This is a genomic window from Streptomyces sp. NPDC048255, assembly GCF_040652415.1.
Taxonomy (GTDB): Bacteria; Actinomycetota; Actinomycetes; order Streptomycetales; family Streptomycetaceae; genus Streptomyces.
In genome coordinates this window covers 24935-51429 of record NZ_JBEZMA010000029.1, presented here as the reverse complement: position 1 = coordinate 51429, position 26495 = coordinate 24935, and the positions used below count along the sequence as shown (strand labels likewise).

General features: G+C 69.7%; 32 protein-coding genes and 2 pseudogenes. 25 read left to right on the top strand and 9 right to left on the bottom strand.

All coding sequences use genetic code 11. The features are described from left to right. Nucleotides 1–45: 45 nt before the first annotated feature. The 11 genes from AB0D94_RS22535 to AB0D94_RS22485 all read left to right on the top strand — a co-directional run bounded on the left by AB0D94_RS22535 (nucleotide 46) and on the right by AB0D94_RS22485 (nucleotide 9900). Nucleotides 46–2193: a chromosome segregation protein ParM gene (locus AB0D94_RS22535; protein ID WP_362054822.1), complete on the top strand. Its 2148-nt coding sequence runs from the start codon at nucleotides 46–48 to the stop codon at nucleotides 2191–2193. A gap of 81 nt (nucleotides 2194–2274) precedes the next feature. Then, complete coding sequence (locus AB0D94_RS22530; protein WP_362054820.1) at nucleotides 2275–2463, top strand: hypothetical protein; 189 nt, start codon at nucleotides 2275–2277, stop codon at nucleotides 2461–2463. A 101-nt stretch (nucleotides 2464–2564) separates the two neighbouring features. Beyond that, nucleotides 2565–2708 (top strand): hypothetical protein, encoded by a 144-nt coding sequence (locus tag AB0D94_RS22525; RefSeq protein WP_158071272.1) that lies wholly within the window; start codon nucleotides 2565–2567, stop codon nucleotides 2706–2708. A 91-nt stretch (nucleotides 2709–2799) separates the two neighbouring features. Then, the gene (locus tag AB0D94_RS22520; protein ID WP_362054818.1) at nucleotides 2800–3345 is read left to right on the top strand and encodes a hypothetical protein; all 546 of its coding nucleotides are present in this window, start codon (nucleotides 2800–2802) and stop codon (nucleotides 3343–3345) included. 117 nt (nucleotides 3346–3462) lie between these two features. Beyond that, nucleotides 3463–4275, top strand: a complete 813-nt coding sequence (locus tag AB0D94_RS22515) for a hypothetical protein (RefSeq protein ID WP_362054816.1) — start codon at nucleotides 3463–3465, stop codon at nucleotides 4273–4275. A gap of 118 nt (nucleotides 4276–4393) precedes the next feature. Continuing rightward, entirely contained in the window at nucleotides 4394–4630 is a 237-nt protein-coding gene (locus AB0D94_RS22510; protein ID WP_362054814.1) for a hypothetical protein, read from the top strand. 196 nt (nucleotides 4631–4826) lie between these two features. Continuing rightward, nucleotides 4827–5288 (top strand): RRQRL motif-containing zinc-binding protein, encoded by a 462-nt coding sequence (locus AB0D94_RS22505; RefSeq protein ID WP_362054812.1) that lies wholly within the window; start codon nucleotides 4827–4829, stop codon nucleotides 5286–5288. Between the two features lie 131 nt (nucleotides 5289–5419). Next, nucleotides 5420–5911 (top strand): AAA family ATPase, encoded by a 492-nt coding sequence (locus AB0D94_RS22500; protein ID WP_362054810.1) that lies wholly within the window; start codon nucleotides 5420–5422, stop codon nucleotides 5909–5911. A gap of 355 nt (nucleotides 5912–6266) precedes the next feature. Then, on the top strand, nucleotides 6267–7295 hold the full coding sequence (locus tag AB0D94_RS22495) for a tyrosine-type recombinase/integrase (protein ID WP_362054889.1): 1029 nt from the start codon (nucleotides 6267–6269) through the stop codon (nucleotides 7293–7295). Next, nucleotides 7292–7618 (top strand): helix-turn-helix transcriptional regulator, encoded by a 327-nt coding sequence (locus tag AB0D94_RS22490; protein WP_362054808.1) that lies wholly within the window; start codon nucleotides 7292–7294, stop codon nucleotides 7616–7618. Before AB0D94_RS22495 ends, AB0D94_RS22490 begins: the two co-directional genes overlap by 4 nt. A 68-nt stretch (nucleotides 7619–7686) precedes the next feature. Continuing rightward, nucleotides 7687–9900: an XRE family transcriptional regulator gene (locus tag AB0D94_RS22485; protein ID WP_362054806.1), complete on the top strand. Its 2214-nt coding sequence runs from the start codon at nucleotides 7687–7689 to the stop codon at nucleotides 9898–9900. 663 nt (nucleotides 9901–10563) lie between these two features. Here the strand turns inward: AB0D94_RS22485 and AB0D94_RS22480 are convergent. After that, nucleotides 10564–10974: a hypothetical protein gene (locus AB0D94_RS22480; RefSeq protein WP_362054805.1), complete on the bottom strand. Its 411-nt coding sequence runs from the start codon at nucleotides 10972–10974 to the stop codon at nucleotides 10564–10566. 91 nt (nucleotides 10975–11065) lie between these two features. Continuing rightward, the gene (locus tag AB0D94_RS22475; RefSeq protein ID WP_362054802.1) at nucleotides 11066–11491 is read right to left on the bottom strand and encodes a hypothetical protein; all 426 of its coding nucleotides are present in this window, start codon (nucleotides 11489–11491) and stop codon (nucleotides 11066–11068) included. A gap of 656 nt (nucleotides 11492–12147) precedes the next feature. Between AB0D94_RS22475 and AB0D94_RS22470 the strand changes: the two genes are divergently transcribed. From AB0D94_RS22470 to AB0D94_RS22410, 13 genes and pseudogenes are all read left to right on the top strand, one after another. Continuing rightward, entirely contained in the window at nucleotides 12148–12450 is a 303-nt protein-coding gene (locus AB0D94_RS22470) for a hypothetical protein (protein ID WP_362054799.1), read from the top strand. Nucleotides 12451–12539: 89 nt separating this feature from the next. Next, entirely contained in the window at nucleotides 12540–12845 is a 306-nt protein-coding gene (locus AB0D94_RS22465; RefSeq protein ID WP_362054796.1) for a hypothetical protein, read from the top strand. 88 nt (nucleotides 12846–12933) lie between these two features. Then, nucleotides 12934–13608 (top strand): GGDEF domain-containing protein, encoded by a 675-nt coding sequence (locus tag AB0D94_RS22460; protein ID WP_362054793.1) that lies wholly within the window; start codon nucleotides 12934–12936, stop codon nucleotides 13606–13608. Continuing rightward, nucleotides 13605–14045 (top strand): hypothetical protein, encoded by a 441-nt coding sequence (locus tag AB0D94_RS22455; RefSeq protein ID WP_362054790.1) that lies wholly within the window; start codon nucleotides 13605–13607, stop codon nucleotides 14043–14045. The genes AB0D94_RS22460 and AB0D94_RS22455 overlap by 4 nt, the downstream gene beginning before the upstream one ends. Continuing rightward, nucleotides 14042–14320: a hypothetical protein gene (locus AB0D94_RS22450; protein ID WP_362054787.1), complete on the top strand. Its 279-nt coding sequence runs from the start codon at nucleotides 14042–14044 to the stop codon at nucleotides 14318–14320. Before AB0D94_RS22455 ends, AB0D94_RS22450 begins: the two co-directional genes overlap by 4 nt. A 22-nt stretch (nucleotides 14321–14342) precedes the next feature. Then, on the top strand, nucleotides 14343–14546 hold the full coding sequence (locus AB0D94_RS22445; protein WP_362054784.1) for a hypothetical protein: 204 nt from the start codon (nucleotides 14343–14345) through the stop codon (nucleotides 14544–14546). Then, on the top strand, nucleotides 14531–15346 hold the full coding sequence (locus AB0D94_RS22440; protein WP_362054781.1) for a histone-like nucleoid-structuring protein Lsr2: 816 nt from the start codon (nucleotides 14531–14533) through the stop codon (nucleotides 15344–15346). The genes AB0D94_RS22445 and AB0D94_RS22440 overlap by 16 nt, the downstream gene beginning before the upstream one ends. Next, nucleotides 15346–15816 (top strand): hypothetical protein, encoded by a 471-nt coding sequence (locus tag AB0D94_RS22435; RefSeq protein WP_362054778.1) that lies wholly within the window; start codon nucleotides 15346–15348, stop codon nucleotides 15814–15816. Before AB0D94_RS22440 ends, AB0D94_RS22435 begins: the two co-directional genes overlap by 1 nt. Next, a pseudogene (locus AB0D94_RS22430) lies at nucleotides 15816–15999 on the top strand (hypothetical protein). Before AB0D94_RS22435 ends, AB0D94_RS22430 begins: the two are co-directional and overlap by 1 nt. A gap of 83 nt (nucleotides 16000–16082) precedes the next feature. Then, nucleotides 16083–16448: a hypothetical protein gene (locus AB0D94_RS22425; protein WP_362054775.1), complete on the top strand. Its 366-nt coding sequence runs from the start codon at nucleotides 16083–16085 to the stop codon at nucleotides 16446–16448. Nucleotides 16449–16670: 222 nt separating this feature from the next. Then, nucleotides 16671–17855: a ParA family protein gene (locus AB0D94_RS22420; RefSeq protein ID WP_362054772.1), complete on the top strand. Its 1185-nt coding sequence runs from the start codon at nucleotides 16671–16673 to the stop codon at nucleotides 17853–17855. Then, nucleotides 17852–18907 carry a ParB/RepB/Spo0J family partition protein gene (locus AB0D94_RS22415; RefSeq protein ID WP_362054769.1) on the top strand — a complete coding sequence of 352 codons (1056 nt, stop codon included), beginning with the start codon at nucleotides 17852–17854 and terminating at the stop codon, nucleotides 18905–18907. The genes AB0D94_RS22420 and AB0D94_RS22415 overlap by 4 nt, the downstream gene beginning before the upstream one ends. A gap of 224 nt (nucleotides 18908–19131) precedes the next feature. Next, entirely contained in the window at nucleotides 19132–19713 is a 582-nt protein-coding gene (locus tag AB0D94_RS22410; protein WP_362054766.1) for a restriction endonuclease, read from the top strand. Between the two features lie 223 nt (nucleotides 19714–19936). On the opposite strand, the gene AB0D94_RS22405 is transcribed toward AB0D94_RS22410, so the two are convergent. From AB0D94_RS22405 to AB0D94_RS22380, 6 genes are all read right to left on the bottom strand, one after another. After that, nucleotides 19937–20341, bottom strand: coding sequence for a hypothetical protein (locus AB0D94_RS22405; protein ID WP_362054763.1), 405 nt, complete (start codon nucleotides 20339–20341; stop codon nucleotides 19937–19939). 446 nt (nucleotides 20342–20787) lie between these two features. Next, a complete protein-coding gene (locus AB0D94_RS22400; RefSeq protein ID WP_362054760.1) occupies nucleotides 20788–22530 on the bottom strand; it encodes an IclR family transcriptional regulator C-terminal domain-containing protein in 1743 nt (580 codons plus the stop codon). 1 nt (nucleotide 22531) lies between these two features. Beyond that, nucleotides 22532–23173 carry a hypothetical protein gene (locus AB0D94_RS22395; protein ID WP_362054757.1) on the bottom strand — a complete coding sequence of 214 codons (642 nt, stop codon included), beginning with the start codon at nucleotides 23171–23173 and terminating at the stop codon, nucleotides 22532–22534. After that, nucleotides 23167–23493: a hypothetical protein gene (locus tag AB0D94_RS22390; protein WP_362054755.1), complete on the bottom strand. Its 327-nt coding sequence runs from the start codon at nucleotides 23491–23493 to the stop codon at nucleotides 23167–23169. The genes AB0D94_RS22395 and AB0D94_RS22390 overlap by 7 nt, the downstream gene beginning before the upstream one ends. 506 nt (nucleotides 23494–23999) lie before the next feature. Further along, nucleotides 24000–24197 (bottom strand): hypothetical protein, encoded by a 198-nt coding sequence (locus tag AB0D94_RS22385; protein ID WP_362054752.1) that lies wholly within the window; start codon nucleotides 24195–24197, stop codon nucleotides 24000–24002. 127 nt (nucleotides 24198–24324) lie between these two features. After that, the gene (locus tag AB0D94_RS22380) at nucleotides 24325–24957 is read right to left on the bottom strand and encodes a hypothetical protein (RefSeq protein WP_362054893.1); all 633 of its coding nucleotides are present in this window, start codon (nucleotides 24955–24957) and stop codon (nucleotides 24325–24327) included. Here AB0D94_RS22380 and AB0D94_RS22375 point away from each other — a divergent pair. Continuing rightward, nucleotides 24839–25101 (top strand): annotated as a pseudogene (locus AB0D94_RS22375) (hypothetical protein). The gene AB0D94_RS22380 and the pseudogene AB0D94_RS22375 sit on opposite strands and share 119 nt — an antisense overlap. A gap of 557 nt (nucleotides 25102–25658) precedes the next feature. Here the strand turns inward: AB0D94_RS22375 and AB0D94_RS22370 are convergent. Then, a complete protein-coding gene (locus tag AB0D94_RS22370; protein WP_362054749.1) occupies nucleotides 25659–26111 on the bottom strand; it encodes a hypothetical protein in 453 nt (150 codons plus the stop codon). Between the last annotated feature and the right edge of the window lie 384 nt (nucleotides 26112–26495).

The following is a 26495-nucleotide window of genomic DNA, read 5'->3' as shown; positions in this document are numbered from 1 at the left end:
GCACCTCTGCGGGGCCGCCCGCGCTCGTTCCCGAAGGAGAACCCGGTGTCCACGCCGCGCAGTGTCGTGCTCGAACGCCTCGCCTACACCCTCGCCGCGCCCGTGCTGGCTGTGGCACCCAACGTCTACCCCGACAGCCCCGTCAACCAGATCGTGCAGCTGGCCGGCGCGGCTGGGATCGGCGGATGGATCCTGGCCGCCAAGAGCGACGAGCACGGCGCCGGGCGCAAGATCCTGCGCTGGTCCCCGCTGGTCCTGGCCGCCGCCATCGACGTCACCGCCAAGACCACCACCGGCTGGGGCCCGTGGTGGATGGACGGACTGCTCGCCGCCAGCTGGGCGGCGGCCGGCTACCTGGTGATGCCGTTCTCCCGGCACGCCCGCCGCCGCCACCGCCCCGCCCTCGCGGCCCCGGCCCTGCAGCCGGCGCCCGCCGAAGTCCCGGAGCCCGCTGCGGCGGTGCCGGACGACGGCGCCGACCTGCTCACCCGCGACGCGCGGATGATGTGGGAGCAGGCCGGGAGCCCGGCCCGCACCCACATCGTCAAGGCCACGCGGCACCCCGGGATGCAGCACGACATGACGCTCCTGCTGCGCGCCTCGGAACCGGGACGGCCCATCACCGGACTGTCCGAGACCGCGGTCGCCGCCCCATTCGGCGTGCCCGCCCACGACGTCGTCCTCGTGGACGTCGCGGTCCAGCCCGGCCGGCAGGGCGGGCCGGGCTGGCTGGAGGCCCGCATCACCCCCGACGCCAACCAGCGCCGCCGCACCAAGCCGACCCCCGAGGAGCGCTGGACGGACAAGGTCGGCGGACCCAAGGGCGGCGCCCCCGGCTCGGAGCTGGTCCACCGCACCCGCGACGAGGTCCGCGGGGTCACCTTCTACCGGGCGAAGATGGCCGACGCCACCGCCACCCCGCGCATCGACCTGGCGAAGGTCTGCCGTGGTCTGGGCCTGCCCGAGGACGACTCCTGCGTCTTCGTCCTCATCGACGGCACCGAGTTCCTCATCAGCGCCTTCGACAAGCCGCCGCTGTCCGCGATCTTCCCCGCCACCCGCGAACTGCTGACCCCCGACGCCAAGGGCATGTACGTGTGCGGGTACACCATCACCGGCCAGCCGGTGAAGAACATGGTGTTCCAGCACGACAAGAACGCCGCGCGTCACGGGCTGATCCTGGGCGTGTCCCGGTCCGGGAAGACGCAGTTCTTCGCGATCGACATGGCCGCCATGTCGCTCGCCGGGCAGGTCGTGTGGCTCTCCACCGTCCGTAAGGACGAGAAGACCACCGTGCTCGGCCGGTACATCGACCGGCAGGGCTCCAACGCCCTGTGGATGGCCCGCTCCCTGCGCGCGGCGAAGGCGCTGTGCGAGATCCGCGCGGACATGCCCTGGCCCCACGACGGCCAGCCGCACGACTACAAGCCCGGAGACTCCCGCTGCCCCTACAAGCAGCTGAACGTGTTCGCGGACGAGTTCATGACCGCGGCGCAGGACGCGGACTTCGGCGAGTTCATCCAGACCGACGGGGACGACCTCACCGTCACCGGCCTCAAGTACGGCATCGGCTTCAACCCGGCCGGACAGAGCCCGTTCGCGCACAACGGATTCTCCACCGAGATGAAGGACAACCTCCGGCAGAACAGCCGGCCGACCATCTTCAACATGGGCTCGCCCGGCGCCACCCGCAAGGCAGCCGAAGGCACGATGGAGAACGCCTACGACGTCCCGACCATCCCGGCCCGCTACGCCCAGCAGGAAGGCTCCGCGATCGAGCGGGCCATGCGCGGCGAGGCCGACCCGGAGAACGGCGTCTCCACCGGCGGCGTCGCCATCATGGTCATGGACAACGGCCGCGCCGTCCTCATGCGGTCGCTGTACGCGGACTTCGACACCGACCTCGCCGAGCTGTTCCCCGACGTCGTCAACCAGCTCACCGACCACGAGATCAGCGAGCTGACCAAGCGCGGCCTGTGGTTCGACTGGAACGAGCCCGTACGGCCCGGCGAGTTCTGGCCCGAGCCCAACGACGACGGCGACGACGACGGCGGCTCCCGCCGTCGCGGCGGCGGTGGCGGCAAGGGCGGAGGCGGCAAGCGCGGGCCGAAGGCCGGCAGCAGCCGCTCCGAGCCCCAGATCGCCTCGCCCCGCCAGGCGCTGGAGGCCATCAAGAGCCTCAACAACGCCTGACCCTCTCCCCGGCCCGGGGGCCGGCCTGCCCGAGCACGGCCAGCCCCACCCGATCCGATCCCATCAAGGAGGACCCCCGCCATGGCCCTGTCCATCTCCGCCACCGTGCTGCTGTGCATCATCGTCGTTGTCCTGGTCAAGGGCGGACACGTCCGCATCGGCTCCGCCCTCGTCTGCACGCTGTTCGGCTTCACCCTCGCCGCGACCGGCCTGGCCCCGGCCATCAACAGCGCCCTGGCCTCACTAGCCGGACTGGTCGCCAGCTTCTGATCGTCGTCCGTCGGCCAGTTCCGCCAACGCCGCAGCACAGCGCCGGTATCTGACGCATGCTCGTCTCGGGCCCCACCCATCACACAGGGGGAGACGAGGACATGGCACACCTGCACTACACCTGCTGGAGCTGCGACGAGGACTGCGTCGTACACGGCGACGGGTGCGACTGCTGCGACCTGGTCGAAGTCCCCGACGAATGGGACTGCTGGAACTGCGGCGCGCTGAACTACACCCCCGACTAGCAGGTCCTCCCCTCCCCGCTGCACGACGCCGAAGGGCGCCGCCGGACACCACCCCGGCGGCGCCCTTCGGCGTACCCCGCCTGGAGCCCCGATGCCCATCACCGCCCCCTCCCCCGCCATAACCCACCCCGTCCCGACCACCCAAACCACCGCGCCGCCGGCGGAACTGTCCCTCGAGGAACGCATCGCGTTCACCAACGCGGCGATGACCGCCCGACTGGCAGAGGCCGCCGTCGCCTACGAGGTCAACACCGCCTACATCCCCACCGAGCCCGTCGACTTGGCCGACGTCGTCAGCGTCCCGCTCACCCCGACCCTCCAGCCGCCGACGCCGTACCCGACCCCGGTCGCGGCCCTGCTGCAGCGCGCCCACCACCGGCTGCTCACCGGCGGCTGGTGCTCCGGCGCCCTGGTCGACGCGGAAGGCGCCCGCTGCCTGTACGGCGCGATCCACGCCGAAGCCCACGGCGATCAGAGCCTGGAGTCGCAGGGCCTGGAGATCTTGATGGACGCGATCCGCCGCAAGTTCACCGACGTCGACTCCGTGCCGTCCTTCAACGACGGCTTCGCCAGCGGCCGCATCCCGATGCGGATGCTCGACCAGGCCGCCGACCTCGCCAACGCCCGCGGCCTCTGACCCGGCTCCGGACCACCTGCCTCGCACCCGAACCCCTCGCGGTCGGGCGCGGGCCAGGCCGTCCGGCCTGCACACCACCGGCCCAGCACACGAACCCGATCAAGGGAGCGCCCCGCCATGCAGTCCGACGACAAGCCCGTCCACGGCCAGCACAACCCGAACAGCCCGAGCTTCTTCGACCTGCTCGACCAGGCGACCCCGCCGCCAGCCACCGGCCCGGACAAGGACCCCGGCACCAACCTCGCCCAGCTGCACGCCGCGTGGAACGCCTCCTGGGAGCAGGGCGGCTTCCTGCACGGGCGGTGGGAGGAACTGCGCCAGGTCCCGCAGGCCGGCTGGCACGGCATGGCCAACTGGATCAAGGCCGTGATGATCCTCACCGGGATGTGCGCGGTCATCATCCTGCTCGACACCGCCGGCGACGTCTTCGACGCCGCCCTCAACCGGCTGGCCGACGCACTTCCCGCCACCCAAGTCGGCACCAGCGCCTCCAGCGAGTTCTGGGGCGTGGTCGACAACCCGATCCGCACCTACATCGCCCACCACACCGCCGGCCTCCCCGTCAGCGGCGCCGCCGCCTACACCTTCTGGCAGCTCACGGGGCTGTTCGGCCTGATCGGCGGCTTCATCGGCGCCACCGGCGCCCGCCTCACCTGGACCTGCTGGGGCGCCGCAACCTTTGCCACCGTCTGGACGACCACCCCCGCCGACGGGCGCACCGTCGCCACCGTCATCGCCGTCCTCGCCTGGACCATCGCCTCCACCCTCGCCCTGCGCGGCCTGAGTCTGCGCCCCATCGTCAACAACTTCCCCCCGCCCGCTCCGGCCTTCCAGCCTCAGATCGAGATCCGGCCCGAGATCCACATCCCCGCCCCGGCCACCGCCCCCGACGACGACGCCCCCGACAACGTCCACCCGTTCCAGCGCTGACCCCCGGTCGCTCCGCCTGGTCCTCGCCCTCCCCGCAGCCGCGGGACGGGGCGAGGGCCGGACAGGCCGACCGGCCGCCACGCACCACCCCAACCCCGAGCGAGAAGGAGACCCCGTCTTGGCGCAAGCCCCGACCGTCATAGGCGTGCTCACCGAGCCCCCTGCCCCGACCTGGTGGAAGGTCAACCGCCACAAGGTCTTCGGCATCAGCGGGCTGCTGATCGGCTACCTGATCGGCACCCACCTGCACGGCGCCCCCCAGCCGCAGCCGCAGACGCCCCGGCAGGGCCACACCACGCCCGCGCCAGCGACCGCAGAGCACCCCACACGCACGGCCCACGGCTTCGCCGCATAACCCAGCCGCACCACCCGCAGCGCCCCGCCGACACCAGCACGACGTCGGCGGGGCGCGGCGCTGTCCACCGACGACTGGAGGAACTGCTCGTGCTCATTCCCCGCCCGCTCCGCCGGATCGGCCGGCCCCGCCCGCAGCGTCCCGGCCCCCGCTACCCGCACCATCCCACCCGGATCCCCGGCCCCTGGAGCAAGTGATGCCGCGTACGCGCAGGAAGCGGCGCCGCGAGCTCAAGCGGGTGCCCCGCACCGACGCGACGCTGCCGGAGCATGACCGCGGGGCCATTCCCGAGGGGCTTCTCACCCGGCGGCAGTTACGGGAGAAGGGGCTGAGCCCCGGCGGGCACGACCCGGTCGCGGTCCTGCGCTGCAAGTACTGCTCCTACCGGCCCGACCAGTCCTGCAACCACCCCACCCGGGGCTGGCTCTACAGCGTGGAACTCGCCCGGCCCAAGCGCGTACCGACGCTCGCGCAGGAATGGGCGCTTGACCGGGCGATGGCAGCTCGCTCCACCTGCCCGCAGTGCCGGCGCCGCTACTACTTCTGCCTCCCTCTGCGCACCCAGGGCTCCTGCGACCCGTGCCACAAGGGCTACGAGCCCAGTCCCGACACCTACTTCACCGCCACGGCCCCGGTGACCCACCGGCTGGCCGCCTGACCCCGAGAGGACCACGCATGCTGGTCCGCCCGGCGCGAGCTGCGCATCCGACTACTGCCCGTCCCGGCCTGGCCGGACGAAGCCCCGTTCTGAACCGCCTCGACCCGGCCCTCCGATCGGAAGGATCCGAGATGGACCCGCTGAACCTCCCCGCCGACGCCGTCTGCGTGATGGTGGGGCCGCCGGGCTCCGGCAAGTCGACCTTCGCCGCCCGCTACCCCGACACCTGGCGCGTCTCCCTGGACCTCTACCGCCGCCTGGCCACCGACTCCGAGACCGACCAGTCCGCCACCCCTGTTGCCGTCGAGATCCAGGACCTGCTCCTGGACGCCCGCCTCGCCCGCGGGCTCACCACGATCGTGGACTCCACCAACGTGCACGCTCACGTCAGGAACGGGCTGCTCGCCCGTGCCCGGTACTGGCAGCGCCCCGCCATCGCCGTCCTGTTCGACGTGCCGCTGGCCACGGTCGAGGCTCGCAACGCAGGCCGCGACCGAGCGGTCCCCGTACGCATCGTGCGCGAGCACCACCAGCTGCTCCCCACCTCCGCCCGGCTGTACGACGAAGGCTTCACCGGCGTGTACCGGATCTCCGACCTCGACACAGCCGGAGCCGCGCAGTGAGTCGGGCGGCCCCCGGCCCGCACCCTCACCCGCTTACCCCGGCGCAGCTTTCCGCCGGTGACGCGTGGGTGCACGGCTGCGACGAGTGTTGCCTGCCTATCCAGGGCGAACGGGATGAATTGCAATAGATGCAACACTTCCCGAGGCGTCGGTACGCCCGTTCCCGCTGGTCGAGGTGTCTGGTCCGAGTCAGCGACTGGAGGGGCACCAGCCGCTGACTTGCGCCCTTAACCCAACACAACAATGTTGTATCTGTTACAACAGGCTCGTGGCTACTCAGGCTCCTGGATCGGCGCGTCTTGTGTTGGCGCGGAACGTCGTTCATCTCGACCCGGCTCCGGCTGTGTTCGACGCGATGAAGGAGGGCTGGGCTCGGCAACAGGCGGCCCGATTTTTGAAGTCAACGACGATCGATCCGCGGTTGCGGCTGATCGAGCGGATGGAGGAGTTCACGGGCCTGTACCCGTGGCAGTGGACACCGGCCGAAGGCGAGGCGTTCATCGCTCACCTTCGGAGCGGGGCAACGCCGATCCAGCTGTCGACGGCCCGTTCGTACGAGGTGACGATCGAGCTGTTCCTGGAGTACTTGCTCGACTCCCGCTACGAGTGGATCGACGCCTGCCTTGAGCGGTTCGGAGAGGTCCCGCAGCAGGTTTTTCACGAGGGCAACTCGGTCCTGCATACCGTTGGGTACGAGGGCGATCCACGTCGGCGGCCTTTGACCTATGACGAGGTCCAGGCCCTCTTCGATGCAGCCGACGCCAGACCGGCCAAGATCAAGGGCCAGGGACGCAAAGGCACCCTGACGGCCCTGAGGGACGCCGCGCTCCTGAAAGTGATCTACGCCTTCGGCACTCGGCGCACGGAGTCTTCCAAGATCGACCTCACCGACTTGCGGCGGAGCCGCAAGGCTCCGCAGTTCCGCGAATACGGCAGCATGATGGTCCGCTACGGCAAGGCGCCCAAGGGGGCGCCGCCCAAGCGCCGCATGGTGCTCATGGTGCCGGAGATGGACTGGGCGGTCGACGTCCTGGGCGAGTGGGCGACCGAGATCCGGCCGCACTTCTCGCCCGGGCGCCACCCTGCGCTCTGGGTGACCGAGCGGGTCGGGCGCGTATCACCGCGGTCGATCAACGACGCGTTCGTGACGGCCCGCAAAGATGCTGGCCTTGATGAGGATCTTGACCTGCACTGTCTCCGGCACAGCTACGTCACGCATCTGACCGAGTTCGGCTATCCGGCCCGGTTCGTGCAAGAACAGGTCGGCCATTCCCACGCATCCACCACGGCCGTCTACATGGGGGTCTCAGATGAGTACCGCAACGCGTTGCTGGCAGCATCGCTGAAGAACCGACTGGGCGACGACTGGGACGTGATCTCGTGATCAAGAAGATGGGCTATCAGTGGCAGCTTCGGCAGCTGATGGCCGAGCGCCAGATGTTCCAGACCTCAGACCTGGTGCCGCTGCTGGCGGAACGCGGCATCACGCTGTCCCGCGAACAGGTCTACCGGCTGGTGACCCAGCCTCCCCAGCGCATGAGCATGGATACCCTCGTTGCCCTCTGCGACATCCTCCAGTGCACGCCGAACGACCTGATCAAGCCCGAGGTCGTCAACGTGCAGGTCCGCAAGGCCGCCGACGGGGATGCCGGCGCGCTGCCGGTCAAGCACCGCCGGACCGTGATCCGGCGCCCAGGACAACCATGAACCAAGAGGAAGTTCGGCGGCACGAGCTCGAACAGGCACGCAGCCGCCTGATCTCCTACCTGCAGCGGGTGGCGGGGCCCGCACTGACCGCTGAGGAAGCTCAGACCGCGCTGGAGAAGGCGAAGGCATGGACCTCCGGCCCGGCCCGGACCCTGGACGCCTACTTCGCCGAGCACCCGGACGCGCTCACCGAGCCCTCACCGCACAGTCCGATGCCCGTGGTCCGGCTCCTGCAGCACCTCGAAGCCACCGGGTACGGCGAGGCCGTCACCCAACTGGCCTGCGCCCGATGCCACCGCACAGGCCGCGACCTTCTCGAGAACACTCCGGAAGGCCGGAGCTGTCAGTGGTGCGCTGCCCGAACGCGACTTCGTCCCTGCGCCCGCTGCGGCCGGGACGGGCACATCGTCACGCGCCGCGAAGAAGGCCCGATCTGCCGACGCTGCTACGACCGAGACCCGCAGGTCCGCGAGGAATGCGCCGGCTGCGGAAACGACCGGAAACCGGTCCATCGCCGCCAGGACGGCACTTCCCTGTGCTGGGCATGTGCACCAAGGCCGCAATACGAGTGCGTGCGCTGCGGCAAGCTGCGGCCGGCGAATGCCCTCACCGATGCTGGCTCGGTCTGCAGAAACTGTTACGCGCCTCCACCCCGGCTCTGCGGCCTCTGCCAGCAGATCAAACCGATCAGCGTTCGCAAGAGCGAGAGCCAGCCCGCGATCTGCCGCGACTGCTACCGCGGGCCCATCCAGACGTGTGCGCTCTGCGGCCGACTTCGGCACGGCTTCCAGAGTCGCGGCGGCGCGTTCTACTGCTCATCCTGCCGCCCCACCCGGTCCCTGCCCTGCGCCGACTGCGGCGAGACCAAGCCCGTGCAGGTCAACTGGCCCGTCGGGACCCTCTGCGAGACCTGCTACCACCGCCGAAAGCGCGGGCCGGCTCCATGCGCCCAGTGCGGCAGCCTGCGCACGCTCGTCGGACGGACGGAGAACGGCAACATCTGCGGTCCGTGCGCCGGCGCCGACATCCACTTCGCCTGCCGCCGCTGCGGCTACCCCGGCGATATCTACGCCGACGGCTCCTGCGCGCGTTGCATTGCCCAAGACCGCGTCCACGGCCTCCTCAGCGACCAGGACGGAATCGTCCGCCCCCAGCTCCAACCGCTCGCGGAACAGCTGGGCGCCGCGCAGAAACCCTGGTCCGTCATCTCCTGGACTCGCCGCAGCGACGCGGCCCGGATGCTGGCCGGCCTCGCTGCTCACCACCAGGAGATCACCCACGACCTCCTCGACGAGTTACCCCACGAGCCGCGAACCATCTACATCCGCAGACTCCTCGTCGCAGCCGGCGTCCTGCCCCAGCGGCAGGAGGACTTTGCCCGTCTGTGCCTCTGGCTCAAGGAAACGCTCGCGGACCTGCCAGCGCATCAGGCCCGCGTCATCCGCCCATTCGCTGAGTGGGGCGTCCTTCGCGTCGCCCGGCGCCGGGCCGACAAGGACCAGTACACCCCTAACGCCGCAGCGAACGACCGAATCAACGTCCGGGTCGCGATCACGTTCCTGACATGGCTCGACACCAACTCCATCAAGCTCGCCGACCTCAACCAGGAGGCCCTGGACCTCTGGATGACCAGCAACTCTTCCCAGACCAACCGCGTATCAGCATTCATCCGTTGGGCTACGGCCCGGCGCTTGACGGGCAAGGTCACGATCCCCAGGCAGAGGTATGGGCTGCCCGGCCGCTTCATGCCCAGCGAGGAACTCAGCCAACAACTCCGCCGCTGCCTCAACGACGACACCCTCCCGCTGGAGGCTCGCATCATCGGCTCGCTGACCAGCCTCTACGCCATGCCCACCACACGCATCGTCGAGCTGACGACTGACCGTTTCAACCGGGACGGCAACGACGCCTATCTCACGATCGACCGCCACCCCGTCCTCCTGCCGCCCAAGCTCGCCGTCCTCATCGAGAGGCAGATCGCCAGCCCCAGCTGCCACACCTCCGTGCTCCAGCAGCCGCACGACGGCACACCCGGCTTCCTCTTCCCCGGCCGCCCACCGAGCCGCCCCCGACGAGCCGAATCCGTCCATCAGTACATGAGGAAGTACGGCCTGCCAGGCATCCACGCCCGCAACACGGCCATGATGGAAGCGATCACCGACCTACCGCCGATCATCGTCAGTGACCTCTTCGGCGTGCATCCCAACACGGCCTTCGTTTGGGCCCAGTACGCCCAGAACAGCTGGGCGGAGTACCTCGAAGCCATCCAGGCCACCGAATAGAGAGTGCTCGGCTGGGCCAGACGCATCCTGGCTGCCTCAGATTTCGATGCGGCGGTGCCACCAGTGCAGGTGCTCTGGGGGGAAAGGGTCGTTTACCGTCCGATTGAGGACGCGGGCGTCGACAGGGGCCAGCGCGGCTCGCAGCTCTCGTCGCGCACGCGCCCGCAGGTTCCATGCAGCCACTTCCAGAAGTGTCCGGATATGCCCAGTTGGAACGTCTGAATACCCGTAGTGCCACTCTTCAGCATCACGGGGGCGACCAGCCCGCAGAGTCCAGCGTCGGAACGCGAGTGCGACGTCACCTCTGGACAGGCCGCGCTCGCGTTCCAACTGGAAGATCTGTCGGTTCGCCGATGCGGACAGACCCGGTATGACGGTCCGTCTGGCGTGCCTTGTGTCCCGAAGCGGCAGCTGAGACCTGATCTCGCCCGGTGTTCGGCGAGGCATGTCGACTTCCTGAAGGTGCGCTGGCTGGTCCCCGAACGCTAACCCGGCGGCCAGTGTTCCTCAAGGTCTCACCCAGGGGCCGCATGTTGGCGAGCTGCTGCTTGGTGTCGAACGCGGCGCGGGCGGTGAAGGTGTCTGCCCGGCTTGGCACGTTGCTCCGTGCTCGGTTGTGGCGGTGGCCCGGCGGGGTGTTCCCGCCGGGCCACTGGCCGCTCGCTACAGGACGGCGAGGGTGAAGGCGACGGGGTTGGAGGCGGTGCCGTAGGCGGTGTAGGCGGTGATGGTGTTGGTGGCGTTGCCGCAGGTGGTGGTGGGGTAGTTGCGGACGTCGATGCTGTAGGTGCCGGAGCCGGCGTTGACGGTGGCCATGACGACGGCGTCCTTGAGGGTGATGTCGGGGTCGGAGACCACGATGCAGTAGGCGGACGTTCCGACCCGGCGGGAGGAGGAGACGTTCTTGGCCGCGGTCAGCGTGCCGGCGCCGTCGACCTGGGCGGCGGCACGGGCGTAAGGCGCGTACAGCTCGGCGGGGGCCGCCACCGCCGTACCGGCCAGGACGGGAACTGCGGCCAGGGCGGCGATGGTCAGGGCGAGGGCACGAGCGCGCCCGGTGATGCTGTGAGACATGGGGTCTTCCTTCTTCTCGGCCGCGTCACCCACGTACTGGGGCGGCCGGATCATGCCGGTGAGCGGGTATCCGGCTGGCGAGGCGGGAGGGTCAGGGGACGAGCAGCATGAAGGGCGCGTCGACCAGCAGATTGCGTTCGCCGGTGTAGACGGTCAACGTGTTGGCCGCATCCCCGCATTCAGGCGACGGACTGGTGCGCAGGTTGATCGCGTACTGCGGGCCACCGGACGTCACCAGGGTGGCGACCGGGGTGCTGCGGCTCACGTTGATCCTGGTGGCGTCGTCGAACGTCACGCAGTAGATGCCTGTGGCAGCCCTGGTGGAGGACTTGATCCCCTGGGACTGTGCGCGGGTTCCGTCCGCGTTGATCTGAGCGGACGCTTGAGCGTGCGGTGCCAGAGCTTTGATCGGCGAATCGTCGGCCAGGGCGATGCCGCCTGCGGTGCCGGCGGCCAGGGCGGCAACGACAGCCGCCGCGGTGATGACGCCACGCGGCGTCCGGAGCGATGTGCGCATGCTTCCTCCACGAAGGTGACCACCCGAACGGGCAGTGTCACGGTGTGTATGCAACTCGACACGCAACGTATTCGGGAAGAGATTGGGAGATCCACCCCACGAACGAGCCACAACACCCCCTTCAAACCCACGAGCGGAAGCACAGCCCACCGTGCGAACACACCGGCGCACCCACCCGACCCCCAGGCAACCCCCACAGAACGCCCGGCCCCGTCACACCGACCGGTGATCCGGCAGCGAACGACGCGGGCGGGACGGGATGATGCCCGGCATGACCGAGGCAGGCACCACTCCCGTCACCGCCCGCGTCGCGTTCGGCACCAAGCAGCAGCTCGCCAACATGCGGACACGCTCCTAGGCGAGAAGCGCGGGTCGGGCGAGAGGAAGGCGTAGACGCAGACGTCGACCTCCCGGACGGAAACGACGTGGCCGACATCGAGGGGCCGAGAACGACGGGCGCTAGGCCCCTCCATCACCAGGCCTGAATAGCGCAGGGATGGAACACCGGCTCTTCGCCAGTCGGGGCCGCCGGCCTGGCCGCGCACCGCCGCACCGTTCACGATCCTCGCCGTGCCTACGGCGATCGCCGCACCCGCATCACCATCCAGCTCGAGTTCTGACCCGCCGCGGACCACCGACACCATGAGGAGAACTCCATGCCCGTCCAGACCGTCGACACCTTCACCGCGCTCATCAGCTGCTTTGGCTCGGAACTCGCTCACCTCCTGGAGGAGACGACGCCGCGGAACCCGTCCCCGACCGACTTCATCTACCTGGTCGAGCGCACCCGTGACGTCCTCGGCAGCTCCAGCCTCGGCGACCTGAACGACGCCAGCGAGGACCTGGACGCCGCCGTCACCTACCTGACCGACGCTCTGGAGAGCGACCCGGCCGACAAGAAGGTGCTGCTGGCCAAGGCGCGTACGCACCTGCGGGACGCCATCGAGACCGCCAGTTGATCTCCCCGCTCTGAGAGCCCTCCGTGCCGCCCCGACCCCGTACTGCCGGGGCCGGGGCGGTCGCGGTGGCCCCTCACAGCAGAAGGGAGATGGGCGTCATGAAGTACTTCGAGGTTGACGTCCCCATACACAGCACCGAGACACCTGGCCTGCGCGGCGTGCACGTCTTCACCGGCCGGGCCGACAGCGAGAGCGCCGCCGTCCGGGCCGCTCACGAGGTCTACGACGTGGCGCGCGCCGCGAGGGAGGCCGGGCTGGAGATTCCCCACGGGCGGCCGGACGGCTGGGGTGCCTGCGGCTACCGGCCCGGCTGGGAGCTCGACTGGCCCGCAGGGACGGCCGGCCCCTGGAAGAGCCCGTACAGCTGGACCAACACCAGCGCCTTCGAGCTGTAGCTCTGCCCCGGGACAGCCGCCCTGCTTGGCGGCTGACGGCTGTCGCGGGCCCATCCATCCCGTACGAGACGAGACGGAGAACCCAAGTATGTCCTCCCTCAACCGCGTTCAGTCCGTGTTCGGGCAGCGCACCCTCTTACTGACCACAGCGGCCCTCCCGCTGACCGGCTGGACCCTCCACGCCCTCGCCCTGCACCGGCGCCTGGCCGCGACGAAGCGGGATCCGCTGACCGGCCTGCTGCGCCGCGACGCCTACACCGCCCGCGCCCACCGGCTCCTGGCCCGCCACAACGACGTCGCCGTGGTCATGGTCGACGCCGACCACTTCAAGGCCGTCAATGACGGCATGGGCCACGCGGCCGGAGACACCGTCCTCGCCGCGATCGGCGCCCGCCTCACCGCGTGGGCGGGCCCGCGCGCGTCCGTCGGCCGTCTCGGGGGCGATGAGTTCGCCGTGGTCCTGGAGCTGCCCGCCGACCGCCGCGCGCACCGCCTGGAGCAGCTGGTCCGGATGCTGCACGCCCCGGTCACCCTGGGCGACGGCCGCACCGTCGACGTCGCCGCCTCGGTCGGCGCCGCGGCCCCGGCCTCGGTCGGTTCCCGCGACCTGACCGTGTTGCAGAGGGCCGCCGATGCCGCCCTCTACGACGGCAAGCATTCCGGCCGGGCGGTCCTGGCGACCAGGCAGCACGTGACGGTGCCGTCCATCAACGGGCGCCGGGCGGGCAGGCCGGGGACGGCCGTGTGGGGGCGAGCAGCATGAGCACCGCGACCCTGCCCGGGGGCGACTGGATCCGCGGCATCAGCATCAGGCAGCCGTACGCGGCCTGCATCCTCGCCGGTGCCAAGACGGTGGAGAACAGGCCCGGCCGGTGGCGGACCGGCTGGGTGCTGCTGCACACGAGCAAGACCATCGACCGGCCCGCCCTGAGCGTCCCGCTGATCGGCCGCACGATCCGCGACCGTGAGCTGGTCACCGGCGCGGTGGTCGGCATCGCCCGGGTCACCGACTGCCACCAGGACCTCGAGGGAACGCCGCTCTGCTCGCAGTGGGCGCACCGGGGCGCCTGGCACCTTGTGCTCGCCGACGTCCAGGCGCTGTCCCTGCCCGTCCCCGCACGCGGGCAGGTCGTGCCGTGGAAGCCGACGCCGGACCTGCTGGAGCGCGTGTTCCAGCAGCTGCCCGACTTCCGGCCGTGACCCGCACCCGAGGCAAGAAGCCGCCGTTCGAGCCGGGCCTGGTCCCGCCTCCCGGCGCGCTCCTCGAATGGCGCGACAGCCAGCACTTCGACCGCTGGCAGGACCGCCCCTGCGTGCTGTGTGACCAGCCCACGCCGATGCGCTCCCACTCCGGGGAGCCCGTGCACAAGGCGTGCGCTGAGAACTGGATCGCCGCGAACCCGGTTGAGGCCCGCCTCGGCCGGTTCGCTTCCGACACCCAGTCCAAGAGCAGCCGGCACGCCACCCACGCCTGAACCCCTCCCACCGGAGGCCCCCATGAGCAGCACCGACCGCGACGTCGACCACGCTCTCGCCTATCCCGAGCCGCCGGCCTCCCCGCTCTGGCACCGCCACCGCGGCGTGCAGGCCCGGCCCCTCACCGACGCCCAGAAGAAGCGCAACTGCGAGCTCCTGGTGCTCGCCCAGCGCAAGCCCCGCCCCACCGCCGCGCAGAGGAGCCGTGCGTGTTCACCGACATGAAAGAGGCCTTCGAAGCAGAGGCCCTCGAACTCACTCCGCTCGGCCGCGCCCAGATCGCCGCCGCCTCCCTGGTGGTCGCTCACCAGGCCCACGACAAGGACGACCTCGCCGACCTGCTGGGCGCGCTCGGCCTGCCCTGCGGTGAGGACGACCTCGTGCGCCTGCTCCCCCACCTCACCGCCACCGACGATCCGACAACCGGAGTTCCGATGCCCGTCAACGCCTTCACCGCCACCGCCGTCTCCATGCTGAAGAACGGCGACAGCCACGCCCACGTCCGCGCGACCCTCGGCCTGTCGGAGAGCGAACTGGCCGAAGCCCTCCAGCACAACCACAGGCCGGACACCGCCACCGACGCACCGCAGACGGCCAGCCCCGCGGCCGACAAGCCGGTGGACAGGACCGGGATCGAGGCCCTGCTCTCCTGGGCGAAGGCCCACCCGGCCGCCGCCATCCGCAACAAGGCCGCCCGCATCCGCGGCGACCTCGCCGAGCTGACCGCGCGGCGCGAGAGCGACGACGCCCAGCGCGAGGCCGAAGAGCGCGTCGCCAAGCTCAACGCGGAACTGGAACAGGCCCAGGAGACGCTGCGCACCGTGAAGGCCGGCGGCCGACCCGTGTCCCCCGCCGTACCGTCCGCTCCGACCGGCGCCAAGCGGAGCAAGGAGCAGCTGGCCGCGATCCGGACGTGGGCGCGCGCCCACGGCCACCAGGTCGCCGACATGGGCCTCCCGGCCAAGGCCGTCCTGGACGCGTACGACGCCGCCCACCGCACCACCACCCTGGCGGAGGCGAGCTGATGGACACCAAGCCCCTCACCGTCGACGGCTTCCTCTCCACCGTCCCCACCCCCGGTACCCGCCCGGGCACCGCCCACTTCGAGCTGATCTCCTCCCCCACCGACGACCCCGCAGACGACATCGTGTTCTCCTGCACCACCGGCAAGTCCCGCATCGCGGACGCGCTGCTCACCGAGATACAGCCCGGCGACCTGCTGCACGTCTCCGGAACCCTGGCTCGGCCCGCCACCACCGGCGAGACCGCGCAGCTCACCGTCGACGCCCTGGACGTCCTGGCCGCCGCCCCGGCACGGGCGCTGCGGGAGATGGTCCTCGACCGGTACGGCGACTACGTCGTGGTGTTCGACGCCGACACCGACACGGTGCCCGTCTTCACCGCGCAAGGACAGTGGGTCGGCCTGGCGGACAACCCCGACACCATCACCACCCTGATCGACATCCACGAGCGCGTAAACGGCGGTGACGCCTGATGGCCACGACCGCCCCGCAGGCCCGCATCGTCCTGGAGTGGTTCCCCGCCGGCCACCCCCGTGGCTCCTGGCCCGCCGACGAATACGCCCGCCGCCCAGCACGCCCAGGGCACTGACGCCCAGGTCGTGATGGACCTCGGCAGCGACCAGTTCCTCGTGGTCACCGACACCACCACCCAGTAGCACCACCCCGCAGGGCCGCGCCCGGCCTCTCCCGGTCGTGCGCGGCGCCCCGCACGTACCCACTCACCCTGCAGGAGATCTCGTTGCACCCGATCCGTTTGATCTCGTTCGGCTACCTGCACCTGCCCACCGGCCCGGACGGCTCCCCCGTCCCGCCCGCCGCCGACCGGATCGAGGACGTCCGCGACCGGCTCCGCGACCCCGCCGCCGCCCGAGACATCCTCGACCTCGACGGCCACCACCCCCGCGTCCAGGACGTCGTCCTGAACACCCCCGGCGTACGCGAGCTCCTCGCCAACCTCGCCGACGCGTTTCGGGAGCCTGCTGGGATGGCGGCCGGCCGGGGGCTTAGGTGCCCGGAAGCGCTTTCGTCTGGAGCGTCAGCAGCCCGTGCTGCCTTCACGAACCTTCGAGTTCCTCGAGGGTCATGTTCTTCTCTGCACCAGTGAACTTCAGGGTGTTCGGCATGAACCCATGTTGACTGTCCGGCTATCTGTCTCGCAGGCGATGCGCGAAGCCGTGTTGAGAGCTGAGGAGGGGGGTGCTAACGCCGTTAGCACCCCCTGAGTGCTAACGCCGTTAGCACTCAGGCATGGAACTGCCGCCGAAAATCGGCAAAACGAACCTTATTGATCAACAGAATCACGTGCTGCGGCAGTATGCTGCCGTCCATGTCATCTCCGAACCCGGGAGCGGAGCGGGAGAAGCTCGTCTCCAAGCTGCCCGCTCACCTCCAGCAGGCCCTCAAGGTCCGCGCAGCGCAGCTCCAGACCGACATGCAGGACGCTGTCGCCCTTGGCATCCAGGCCTGGCGTGACTGCACCGACGAGCTGCCCGCAGTCAACACCGCCGGCGCTGATTCGTTCGGCACCTACCTCCCCGAAGGCCTCTACGAGGATTTCAAGACCGACTGCCGGGAGCGCGGCGTCTCCTACATCCAGGGGCTGGCGCAGTCAGTGGTCCTCTGGCTGGCCGACAACCCCGCCGGCGTTCAGCGGACCACCCGACGAATCGTTGTCTGTAACCAGAAGGGCGGCGTGGGCAAGACCGCCGTATCCGCAGGCCTCGCCCAGGCCTTCGCGGAGGACCCGGCCGCCATCGGCGCGGCAGCCAATGCTGCGATCGGCGGGCTTCGAGTCCTCCTCGTCGACTACGACCCCCAGGGGCACCTCACCCACCAGCTCGGCCTCACCGCCATGCCCGCTGGCGCGGAAAGCCTCATCACGCACATGCTCGACCGTCAGAAGGCCCAGCAGCCGCTCCTCGACTTGACCGTCGCCATAAGCGGTGACCGGTTCGGTGGCCGACTGCGCATTCTTCCCGCCGCGTTCGACGCGTTTCTCCTCGACTCAGGGCTCACTACATTCCGCGGCCCGCGTGAAGCCACCCTCGAGCGCGCCCTCGCCCCGCTGGAGGAACACTTCGACGTCATCGTGGTCGACTCGCCTCCCAGCCTCGGCCTCGCCATGGACGCAGCCCTCAACTACGGCCGCCAGCGCGCCGACGAGAAGCCCGGCTCGTCCGGCCTCGTCATCCCCGTGGAGGCAGAGGACACCTCAGCGCAGGCGTACGGGATGCTCATCCAGCAGATCGATTCCCTTGCGCGGGACTACGACATCTCCATCGAGCAGCTCGGCCTCGTCGTGAACAAGTTCGACAGCCGGCGCGGCTACATCGCGACCTCCTCGCTCGACAAGTGGAAGTCGCTGGGGACTCCCCCGGTCTTGGCCGTGGTGCCCGATGTCAAGGAACAGCGTGAGGCCGTCCGCAAGCAGCGCCCGCTCCTTGACTATGCGCCCGACTGCGAGCAGTCCCACCAAATGAGGCAGATCGCCCGAGGAGTGAAGACGGCATGAGCAAGGCCGACATGCTGGGGGACTCTCCGACCTTCAATGCCGTAGCCCAGCCCATGAGCAGCCGCGCGGCATCCTTCGCACGGTTCTCCGGACAGGACGGCATCGCCGCAGAGGCCGCTGCCGCTGGCTACACCGGGACGCTGCGCACAGCGCTGGAGCAGCTGGCACACAACCCCTACAACCCGCGTGAGGAACTAAAGTCCGTCGAGGACCTCGCCGACAGCCTCACCTCCCGAGGCGTCATCCAACCCCTCGCGGTCGTCACCCGACAGGCCTTCCTCGCGGCACATCCCGGCCACGAGGACCAGCTGGGGACGGCGGCGTACGTCGTCGTCGACGGCAACCGCCGCCTCGCTGCCGCGAACCTCGCCGGCTTGGACGACGTCCCAGTCCATGTCGACGACTCCCTCGCCCAGGACGCCGACACACTCCTGGAAACGGCCCTGACCGCTGCTGTCCAGCACGAGAACCTCGACCCGCTCGACGAGGCGAAGGCCCTTGAGCGGCTCGTCCATGTCCACGGGTCCCAGCGGGCCGTCGCTCGGGCATTGGGCAAATCCAGCCCTTGGGTCACCCAGCGCATTGCCCTGCTGAAGCTAACCCCAGAACTCCAGGAAGCGGTCGAAGACCGAAGTCTCCCGGTGGAAATCGCCCGCAACGTCGGCCAGCTCCCCGCGCAGCAACAGCAGAGCGCTGTCGAGGAGGCCCTTGCCAAGCGCGCCGAGACCAAGCGACGGAAGCGGACCGCCCAGGGTGCTAACGCCGTTAGCACCCCACCGCCCGCGTCCGCACCTGTCGTCAACTCGACCGCGGCTATCAGCGTCGTCGAACCCGACAGCGCCGATGGCAGCGACGTCGACAACCGCGAGGACCAGGAGCAGCCCACCGAATTGCCCTCGGAGTCCACGCCCCACCTCGTCGACATCCGCTCCCTTCCCCGCGTGCCGTGGCACGACGGCAACGGGGTCGCCGACCTCATCTTCCAGAAGATGGACGAGTCGCAGCGGGAAGTGCTTCTGGAACGACTCCTCGCCGCACACGGTGAGGGCTAGCCGCACAGCCGATAGAGAGTGAGCCCGCCCGAGGTCTGGGGCGGGCTCACTCTCGTGTGGGGTGAGGGGTGCTAACGCCGTTAGCACCCTGCCAGCGCTCCGAGAGGATCGGGGAGAACTGGATGGCTGCGGCGAGCTGTTTCCGCAGTACGCCCGGATGGATCCTCGCGCGGCTGGGGAGCTGTAGAGCGCCCGGACAGCTGGATCAAGGGAGGGGACAGGGCATGGGAACGGGAACGGTGCTGCTGGTGGTCTTAGCGGTCCTGGCCGCAGGGGGTGTGATGGGGACGCTGGTGCGCGCCGGGCGCCGTGAGGCCGAGGCGGAGAAGCTCCGGCTCGCGGAGCAGGCACGGGTCCAGGCGTTGCGGTCGATGGAAGCGATCTGGCTCCTGGGAGACCGTGAGTTCGAAGAGTATGTCGCGGAGCTGTGTCGCCGGGACGGGTGCACAGAGGTCCGCCGGGTGGGCGGCGCGAACGATCTGGGCGCCGACGTGATCGGCCGGCTGCCGGACGGCAGGAAGATCGTGGTGCAGTGCAAGCGGTACGCGAAGCACCGCACGGTCGGCAGCCCGGACCTCCAGAAGTTCAACGGCACCGTCCGCGACGAACACGGAGCGGATGTCCCGCTCTTCGTCGCCTCGTGCAAGTTCACCAAGCAGGCCCGCGCCTTCGCAGCCCGACGCGGCCTGGCGCTCTTCGACGTCGACCTGCTCGGCTTCTGGAACGGCGGCACGACCCTGACGGCGCTCCTGGACCTGGACATCGGCCGGTCCGGGACCAACCGCAAGCTGACCCCCGACAGCTGAACGCCTGCCGCCGCATTGGCCGCATCCCACATCCGACTGAGCCGAGCGACAAGGGCCCGGCTGGACGTCCGCGTCCCCATCCGCGCCCTTGCGCATTGCGGCGCCCCTACCGGCGAGAAGGGCCAAGCCTTGCGAGATCGCCGCTCTGGGGTCATCTGGGGACAGAAGCCGAGGCCACCCCGGCGCGGGCCGTGACGGCTCGTGCCGGGGCGGAGTGCGCGGCTTAGCTGGAAGAAAGCTCGAAGATCACCGACTTGAACTTGACCTCACGGCCGAGGTCCTGGTTGGGGGAAAGCTTCGTCGCCGATTCGTCGCAGTCCTCCTCGGAGTAGAAGATGGCGTGATGGTCCGGCAACTTGCTTTTGGGCAAGAAGACCTTGTCGCCCTTGCCCTCGACCTCGACCTCGGGGATGTTGATGCACTCGTTGGCATCCAGCCTCTCCAGATCACCCTGACTCGGGCTGCCCGGATTGCCGTACAGGTAGAAGAGGGTGCCATCGACAGCGATGGCCGAAGTGGGGGTGGTCAGGACGAGAGTGAAGGATGCTCTCGGCGGCGGGGCTTCTCTTCCATGGCATGACGGGCTGCCGTCATGGATGCCGTCTACTGGAAGTTCACCGCACCCCAACGGAGCGACTTCATCCTTCGGTATTTCCAGGTCAGTACCGGAGTTGAGTCAGTCATCGAAGACATGAGGGGCACCCTTACCTCAGAGACCCGCATCCAACTTGCGGCCATCCTGCAGCAGGTCTCGAACGGACTCCTCAAGGACGGGTAATCCGCCGGAAAACCGGCGGAGGGGCAGCGCACGGTGCTCGTCGACTGCCTCCGCCGTTCACGGCGCGTAGGCCATAGCAGTGACTCCTAGTGGCTCCGTCTCGCTGACTGCGGGATGGAGCCACTCCGTGTTTTAGGCCGCAAATTGCTCACGACGCTGCCATGCGACGACTGAGCGGAGGCCGGGCGCGGGCGGCTGTTCCGCGCGCCGGTCACCTGCTGGGCAATCGTTGGGCCCAACAGGAGGGCCCCAGGGTCGGGTCCCGGCCCGCGCCACGGGCCCGACCCTGGGGCGTTTCAGCGGCGGCTGCCAGCGACCTCCTTGAGTCCGAGGTCGAGATTGGTGGAGTTGAGGACATCCGGAGGCTCGACCAGTGGGGGCTCTACCGTCCGTGAACGGAAGGGGATCACCTGTGCATCGTGTTCCTCCTCCACGTCGTCGCTTTCCTGAGCACCACGGGCGTCGTCGGTTGGCTCTGTCGTCCACCATGTGCCCTGCCGATACGCGAGCTGTTGGGTTGTGGTGGTGTGTTCGTCTTGGTGGGGGACCGGCGCGTCCTGCCTGCCGGATTCCCAGCTGGGTGGGCTGGCCGCCAGCAGCAGTGACAGCAGAAGCCCGGCGGATCGGCTGGAGAGAATACGGGCCGCCTGGATGAGCCTGTGGCGCTGTGCGACGGGCAGCGCCAGCGCCACGCAGCCGACCTCGCCGTCGATGACGAGTGGGACGGCCACGCAGACCTGGCCGTCGGAGTACTCCAGGATGTCGAACTGGGCGGCATGCGGGCCGTGACCGTCCAGGTTGTGAAAGAGCTTTGCGCCGTCGGTGATGGTGCGCTGGGTGAGCGCGATCGGTCGGTGCCTTGAGAGGTGGTCCATTCGCTGGTCGAAGTCGAGCTGGGCGAGCAGGCTCTTGCCGACCGCGGTGGCGTGTGCCGCGTCTGTGAAGGCCACCCTCTCCTCGACGCCCGGGGCGTTTGGCCCGTCCGACCACTTGAGGATCGAAACTTCCCCGTGGCTGTAGGTGCTGATGTAGACGGCCGCGCCGACGGCGTCCCGGAGCCCGGCGAGCACATGGTCGACGACCGCCCCCGGCTGACCGGGTTCGGGCACGGCGATCAGCCGCAGTGCGGGCCCGGGCACGTACCCGCCGTCGCGGGTGAGGAGGGTCAGGTGCTGCTGGCACAGCCACATCAGCAGGCGTTGCATCACTTGGTGCGGGAGGCTGGTGGCCCGGGCCAGGTGGCGTTCGCTAACCGGCCGGCCCGCTCCCGCGATGATCTGGAGGACCTCGAGGACCCGCTGCGCGGACTGCCAGCGCTGAAGGGGCCGGCTGGGGGGTGGGACCTGCTGCGCCAGATGCGTCAGGGATGCATGCCGCAATGGAGCGGCCGACCACACCAAGCCGCGCCCCAGCGCCTCTGGTGATTGCGGTTCCGATGGAGGCGGGGCGACCGGGGCCGTGCCCGTGGGCTGGCCCTCCGGCGCGGTGCTCGTATGCCGGGGCTGGGGGATCCGACCGGCGAACGAATCGCGCCTGCGGACAGCAGCCAGGAGGGTCTGCACATCCGCGGCGAACTCGCCGTCCTGCTCTGGGGCGACGCCTTCCCGGTCGGCGAGGCCGATATCGGCGAGATCCCACCCGGCCTGCCGCAGGAGGGTCCGAGCGTCCTCATGTCCCCACCGGGCGGCGCTCACCACGGCGGTGACGGCCCGGGAGGCCGCGTCCGGCCCCGCCTGACGCCACAAAGTCACGGCCAGACGAAACGCCGCCCCGGGGTGGCTGTCCTCGCACGCACGCCGGAGCCAGTTCCGTGCCCGGTCCAGGTCGCCCATGCGTAGCGCTTTCGACCCGAGCCTGTAGCACGAGTTCGCGTGAAGGCGCCGCTCAAGCTCCTCACCCCGCGACGCCCGCCGTGGGCCCCACTCGCCCTCGGGCCGGTCCCAGAAGTCGGCTCCCCTCAGCCCGGACAGCAGGGCGGCGAACGCGGAAGGCTCCGCCGGCCTGCCGGTGCTGCCCCGTTCGCTGTCATTGACGTTCACATCACTCACCTGTGTCCTCTTCCCGGCGCCGGGTCTTCCTGTGCCGATCGCGGATGTAGAGCTGGAGCTGCTCGTCTTCCCTCAGCTCGGCTGCTGCCTTGGTCATCAGGGTCTGGATGCGAGCCGGCTCCCGGTTCATGCCGTCCGCGATGGCCTGGTCGTCCATGCCGAGGCTCCGCATCTCCGCGACGTCCCTGCGCTGTGTCTTCTTCATCCGCCTGACGGCAGGTATGACGAGTTCCTCCAGAGGGTCCAGGGGAGTGTGCGGTGCGATGCCCGCGTAGTCGCCATGCAGATCCGAGGTCCGGCTGGGGCGCGCGATGATGGTGCGCTCGCACTCCTCGAGCCCAGCGTCGTCGGTGGGGCGGGCCAGCTCGTCGTAGGCGTCGTTCGCGACGTTGTTCGCGGTCTCCTTCATGTACGGCAGCGGATTGCGGTGCTGCTTGTCTGGGTCCCGCCACCACATGGCGTACGTCCGCACGAGGGCTTCGTGGGCCATGTCATTGACCCAGGACCGCAGCAACGGGTGCCGGTTCCACAGCGACGCGGCGGTGATACGGGTCCACTCCGCCGCGTGCCTCTCGAAGAGCGTGCGCGCGGCCTCTTGCCACGGCTGCTCTTCCTCGTCCGGAGTATCTACCACGGGCCACGCCCCTGCTCACTGGTATCGAAGAGGAGGGCGGCCGCCGGCATCGTCCAGACCGTCATCCGGCCGCCATCCGGCGGTTCGTATCGCAGGATGACGAACTGCCCGCAGTCGCACGCCTTACCGAGCGCAGGCTCGGCCTGAGGTCGAAGAGACCCTTCGCGTCCCACTCGTCCGCGCAGAGTCTTCGCCCAGGCCCGGCGCAAGGCGATCACCAGAGGGGTCACGCCGGCCACGGCCGAGATGACCCCGGCCACGTCCAGGGCTGTCAATTCACGCTCCACATGTTCGTTCGGAGAGCAACGCATCCGCGTCACGCCTCTCTTACGGCGTGGGGGGCCTGAACTTTCCTCCCGAACGAAAGTGATCGAAACCGGCGAACATCTATCGATGACTGTTTGATCCCGACCGGCGTGGTTGCGCTATCGGCTATGGCCCGGATCCGACGGTCAGCCTCGACGGTCATGGACCGGTGAGGATGCCGTGGGTGCCGATTTTGCGGCGCCAGACGTGTGCCGCTCGCCGCGGACTATCTCCGAGCCGTACTGCCACGTCGCCCGTCCGTTGCCATTGCAGGTGAGCTCGAAGACGCCGGGTGCGCGCCGCACGCCCTTGAGGGCCGGCGCGGAACGGGCCTCCGGCGCGAAGGTCGTCGACGGAGGCGGTCACGGCCTGACGGAAGGCGCGGCGCTGTTCGGGAGTGAGTCGGTGGTGGTCGACGGTGAAGCGTGGCAGAGCCTCGTACGTGGGCATGGCGAACTCCTCCAGGCTCCATCGCCCCCGGGGCCGGGGGCGATGGAGCGCAGCATTCGCACGGCCGCGGTCAGCTCTCGTAGAGGGCGCGCAGCACGTCCCAGAACTGCTGAGGCCGGGCGGCCTCGCAGCCAGCGCAGCGGTACCGGTAGAGCCAGGTGCGGGCCGGTTGGTCCTGCTGACCCGAGGGACGGGTGCTACGGAACTCCGGTCGGAGAGGGCACGAGCACAGCGGGCAGAGGTCTGCGTACAGCGATTCGTTGATCACCTGGCGGACTCTGCACATGCCGCAGGACTACCGTCTCGGGCTGCCTCGCTTCCCGCCTGACGGGAGGCCAGGCTGGTCATAGTTGCCCGCCCGGCGGGAAGCACCCCGGATCACGCTTTTGCCCAGGTCAAGGCCCATGTTTCATGGCCCGATGCTCACAGGATGGCAGGTCGGGCCGAAGGGCTGGCCGTACTACTGCAACGGCGTTCTGGTCGGCGACGGCCACCGCCGCGCGGGCACGACACTGCGCGCAGCCCAGGACGAAGCCGACGTTCCAGCCGGGCTCTGGACGGGCCGGGGCCTGGCCGCAGTCGGCCTGGTCGCCGGGGACACGGTGACCGAGCGGCAAGCCGCACTCCTCCTCGGGGAAGGCCGACACCCTGATGGTGACCAGATCGAGCATGAGCGCCTGGCGGCGGGTGACGACCCGGAGAAGGCACGGCGTGCGACCGTGCTGGGCAGGCCCATCGAGCACCGGGAACGAGCCGCCGCTCGCCGTCCCCGACCGCAGCCCGCCACGGCGACGCCGCCGCCGAGCACCCAGCAGCCTGTCCAGCCCGCGCCGGGCCGGACCGCACCCACTGGAGGAGTCGGTGACCACACCGTCCGAGAGCCCAAGGATCGAAGCCGTCGCGGCCCGGCTGAGGGAGGCCGCGCAGGCGCGCGCCGAAGCGTACGCGCCGCAGCCGGCATGGGAGCCGATCTGGAAGCGGCCCCGGAAGCCGAAGACCGACCGGGAGAAGAAGGCGGAGGTGCGCAAGCAGAGGCGGCCGGGATACGCCGGTTCTACGGCGGGCAGTCGCGCCGGCCCCGGCCCCGGCAGAACGGCATCGGCAGTGCCGCCGCGCGCCGCGATGCCCGTGCCCTGTCCCGGATGCGGCACTCCACGGCTTGGCTGTGGTGACGATGCAGGGCATTGTCCACCGAGTGGACCGCACGATGCTCTGCATCCGGCGGACGATGCACGACATCGGATGCAGGCACCGGAGTGGAGTCCACTCGGTGGACTCCACTCCGGTGCGCGCACCAGTTGACGGTGGAGTCCACTCCCGTGCGCACCACGATGTCCCCACCGCACCCGATGCCTCCACGGGGTGCGCTCGTCGTGGACAGGCGCCTCTATCACGGGCCCCCTTGACCGCGGTCTGTTCAAAGGTCCCAGCGGGCGTGGTCAAGGGGAAATGCGCCGGGTAGCGAACCTGGTCAAGGGGTAGAGCGTGCTCGGCCCACCCTGGTCAAGGGGTGGGCCGAGCACGTGGTGCAGCACCCGGAACTGGACGGGTGCGCGCACCGGGTGCAGAACATCGAGTGCGGTACACCGGGTGTGCGCACCGCGATGGGGACGATGTGCTGCATCGTCCAGGGGCGGTGCGCACCCGATGCGCCGATGCGCATCCACCGCTGGCGCAGTGCCCGCGATGGATGCGGTGCACCGCACCCCGCGCCGACTGAAGCACCGCACTACACGGCGGTGGTGCCCACCGGGTGCGCACTCGGCGCGGGGTGCGCATCGAGTGCCTGGCCCAGGGCGACGGACATCAGCTGCTCCAGGATGTCGGCGACGTCCTCGTGCGGCTCGGTGAGGATCTGGGCGGTGAAGGCGCGGGCGATGCCCTCGGCCGCGGCAGGTCCGGCCTGCTCGTGCCAGGTACGCAGGGTGCCCAGGAAGCAGATCCCCAGCTCGAAGAGCGCGAACGAGTCGTCGCAGGGCACCTCCTCCTCGCCGGGGTCGGGCAGGTTGGTGACCGGGATGACGACGCGCTGGGCGACGTCCACGAGCAGCGCGGGCATCCGCGGCTCGGCTGCGGCGAAGTCGGCCGCGGTTTCGGCGTCGTCGGCCTCCACGGCGTGGAGGTAGTTGAAGGCGCTGATCACGTCGTTGGGGGAGAGTGGGGCGAGCCGAGCGACGGGCATGGAGAACTCCTCATGTACGGGCCACCGTGCTGGTCGCGGCGGCCACACCCCGGAGCCTCTTGGAACTTGCCTGTGGACAGAGGCAGCGCTCGGGCGAGGAGAGATAGCTCCCTCCTCGCCCGGCAGCGCAGGCCCTGCAGGTCGCTGTGGTGCTGGTCACGGACAGACCAGGACGGCAAGGGGATCAAGTACCGGATTCAGGGCGCTGAGAGCGTCGGACTGGCGAGTCACGACAGACATTGGTCAAGGGGTGCCTCTTCACGGTGGCCACCGGCTCGCGTGCCAGGTGCACGCGGGCCTGGCCCACCGTCGACCCGGCCGCACCGCCGGAGTGAAGAGGACACGATGACCACTGCGCACCCCCAGCGCCGCCCCCGCACCACC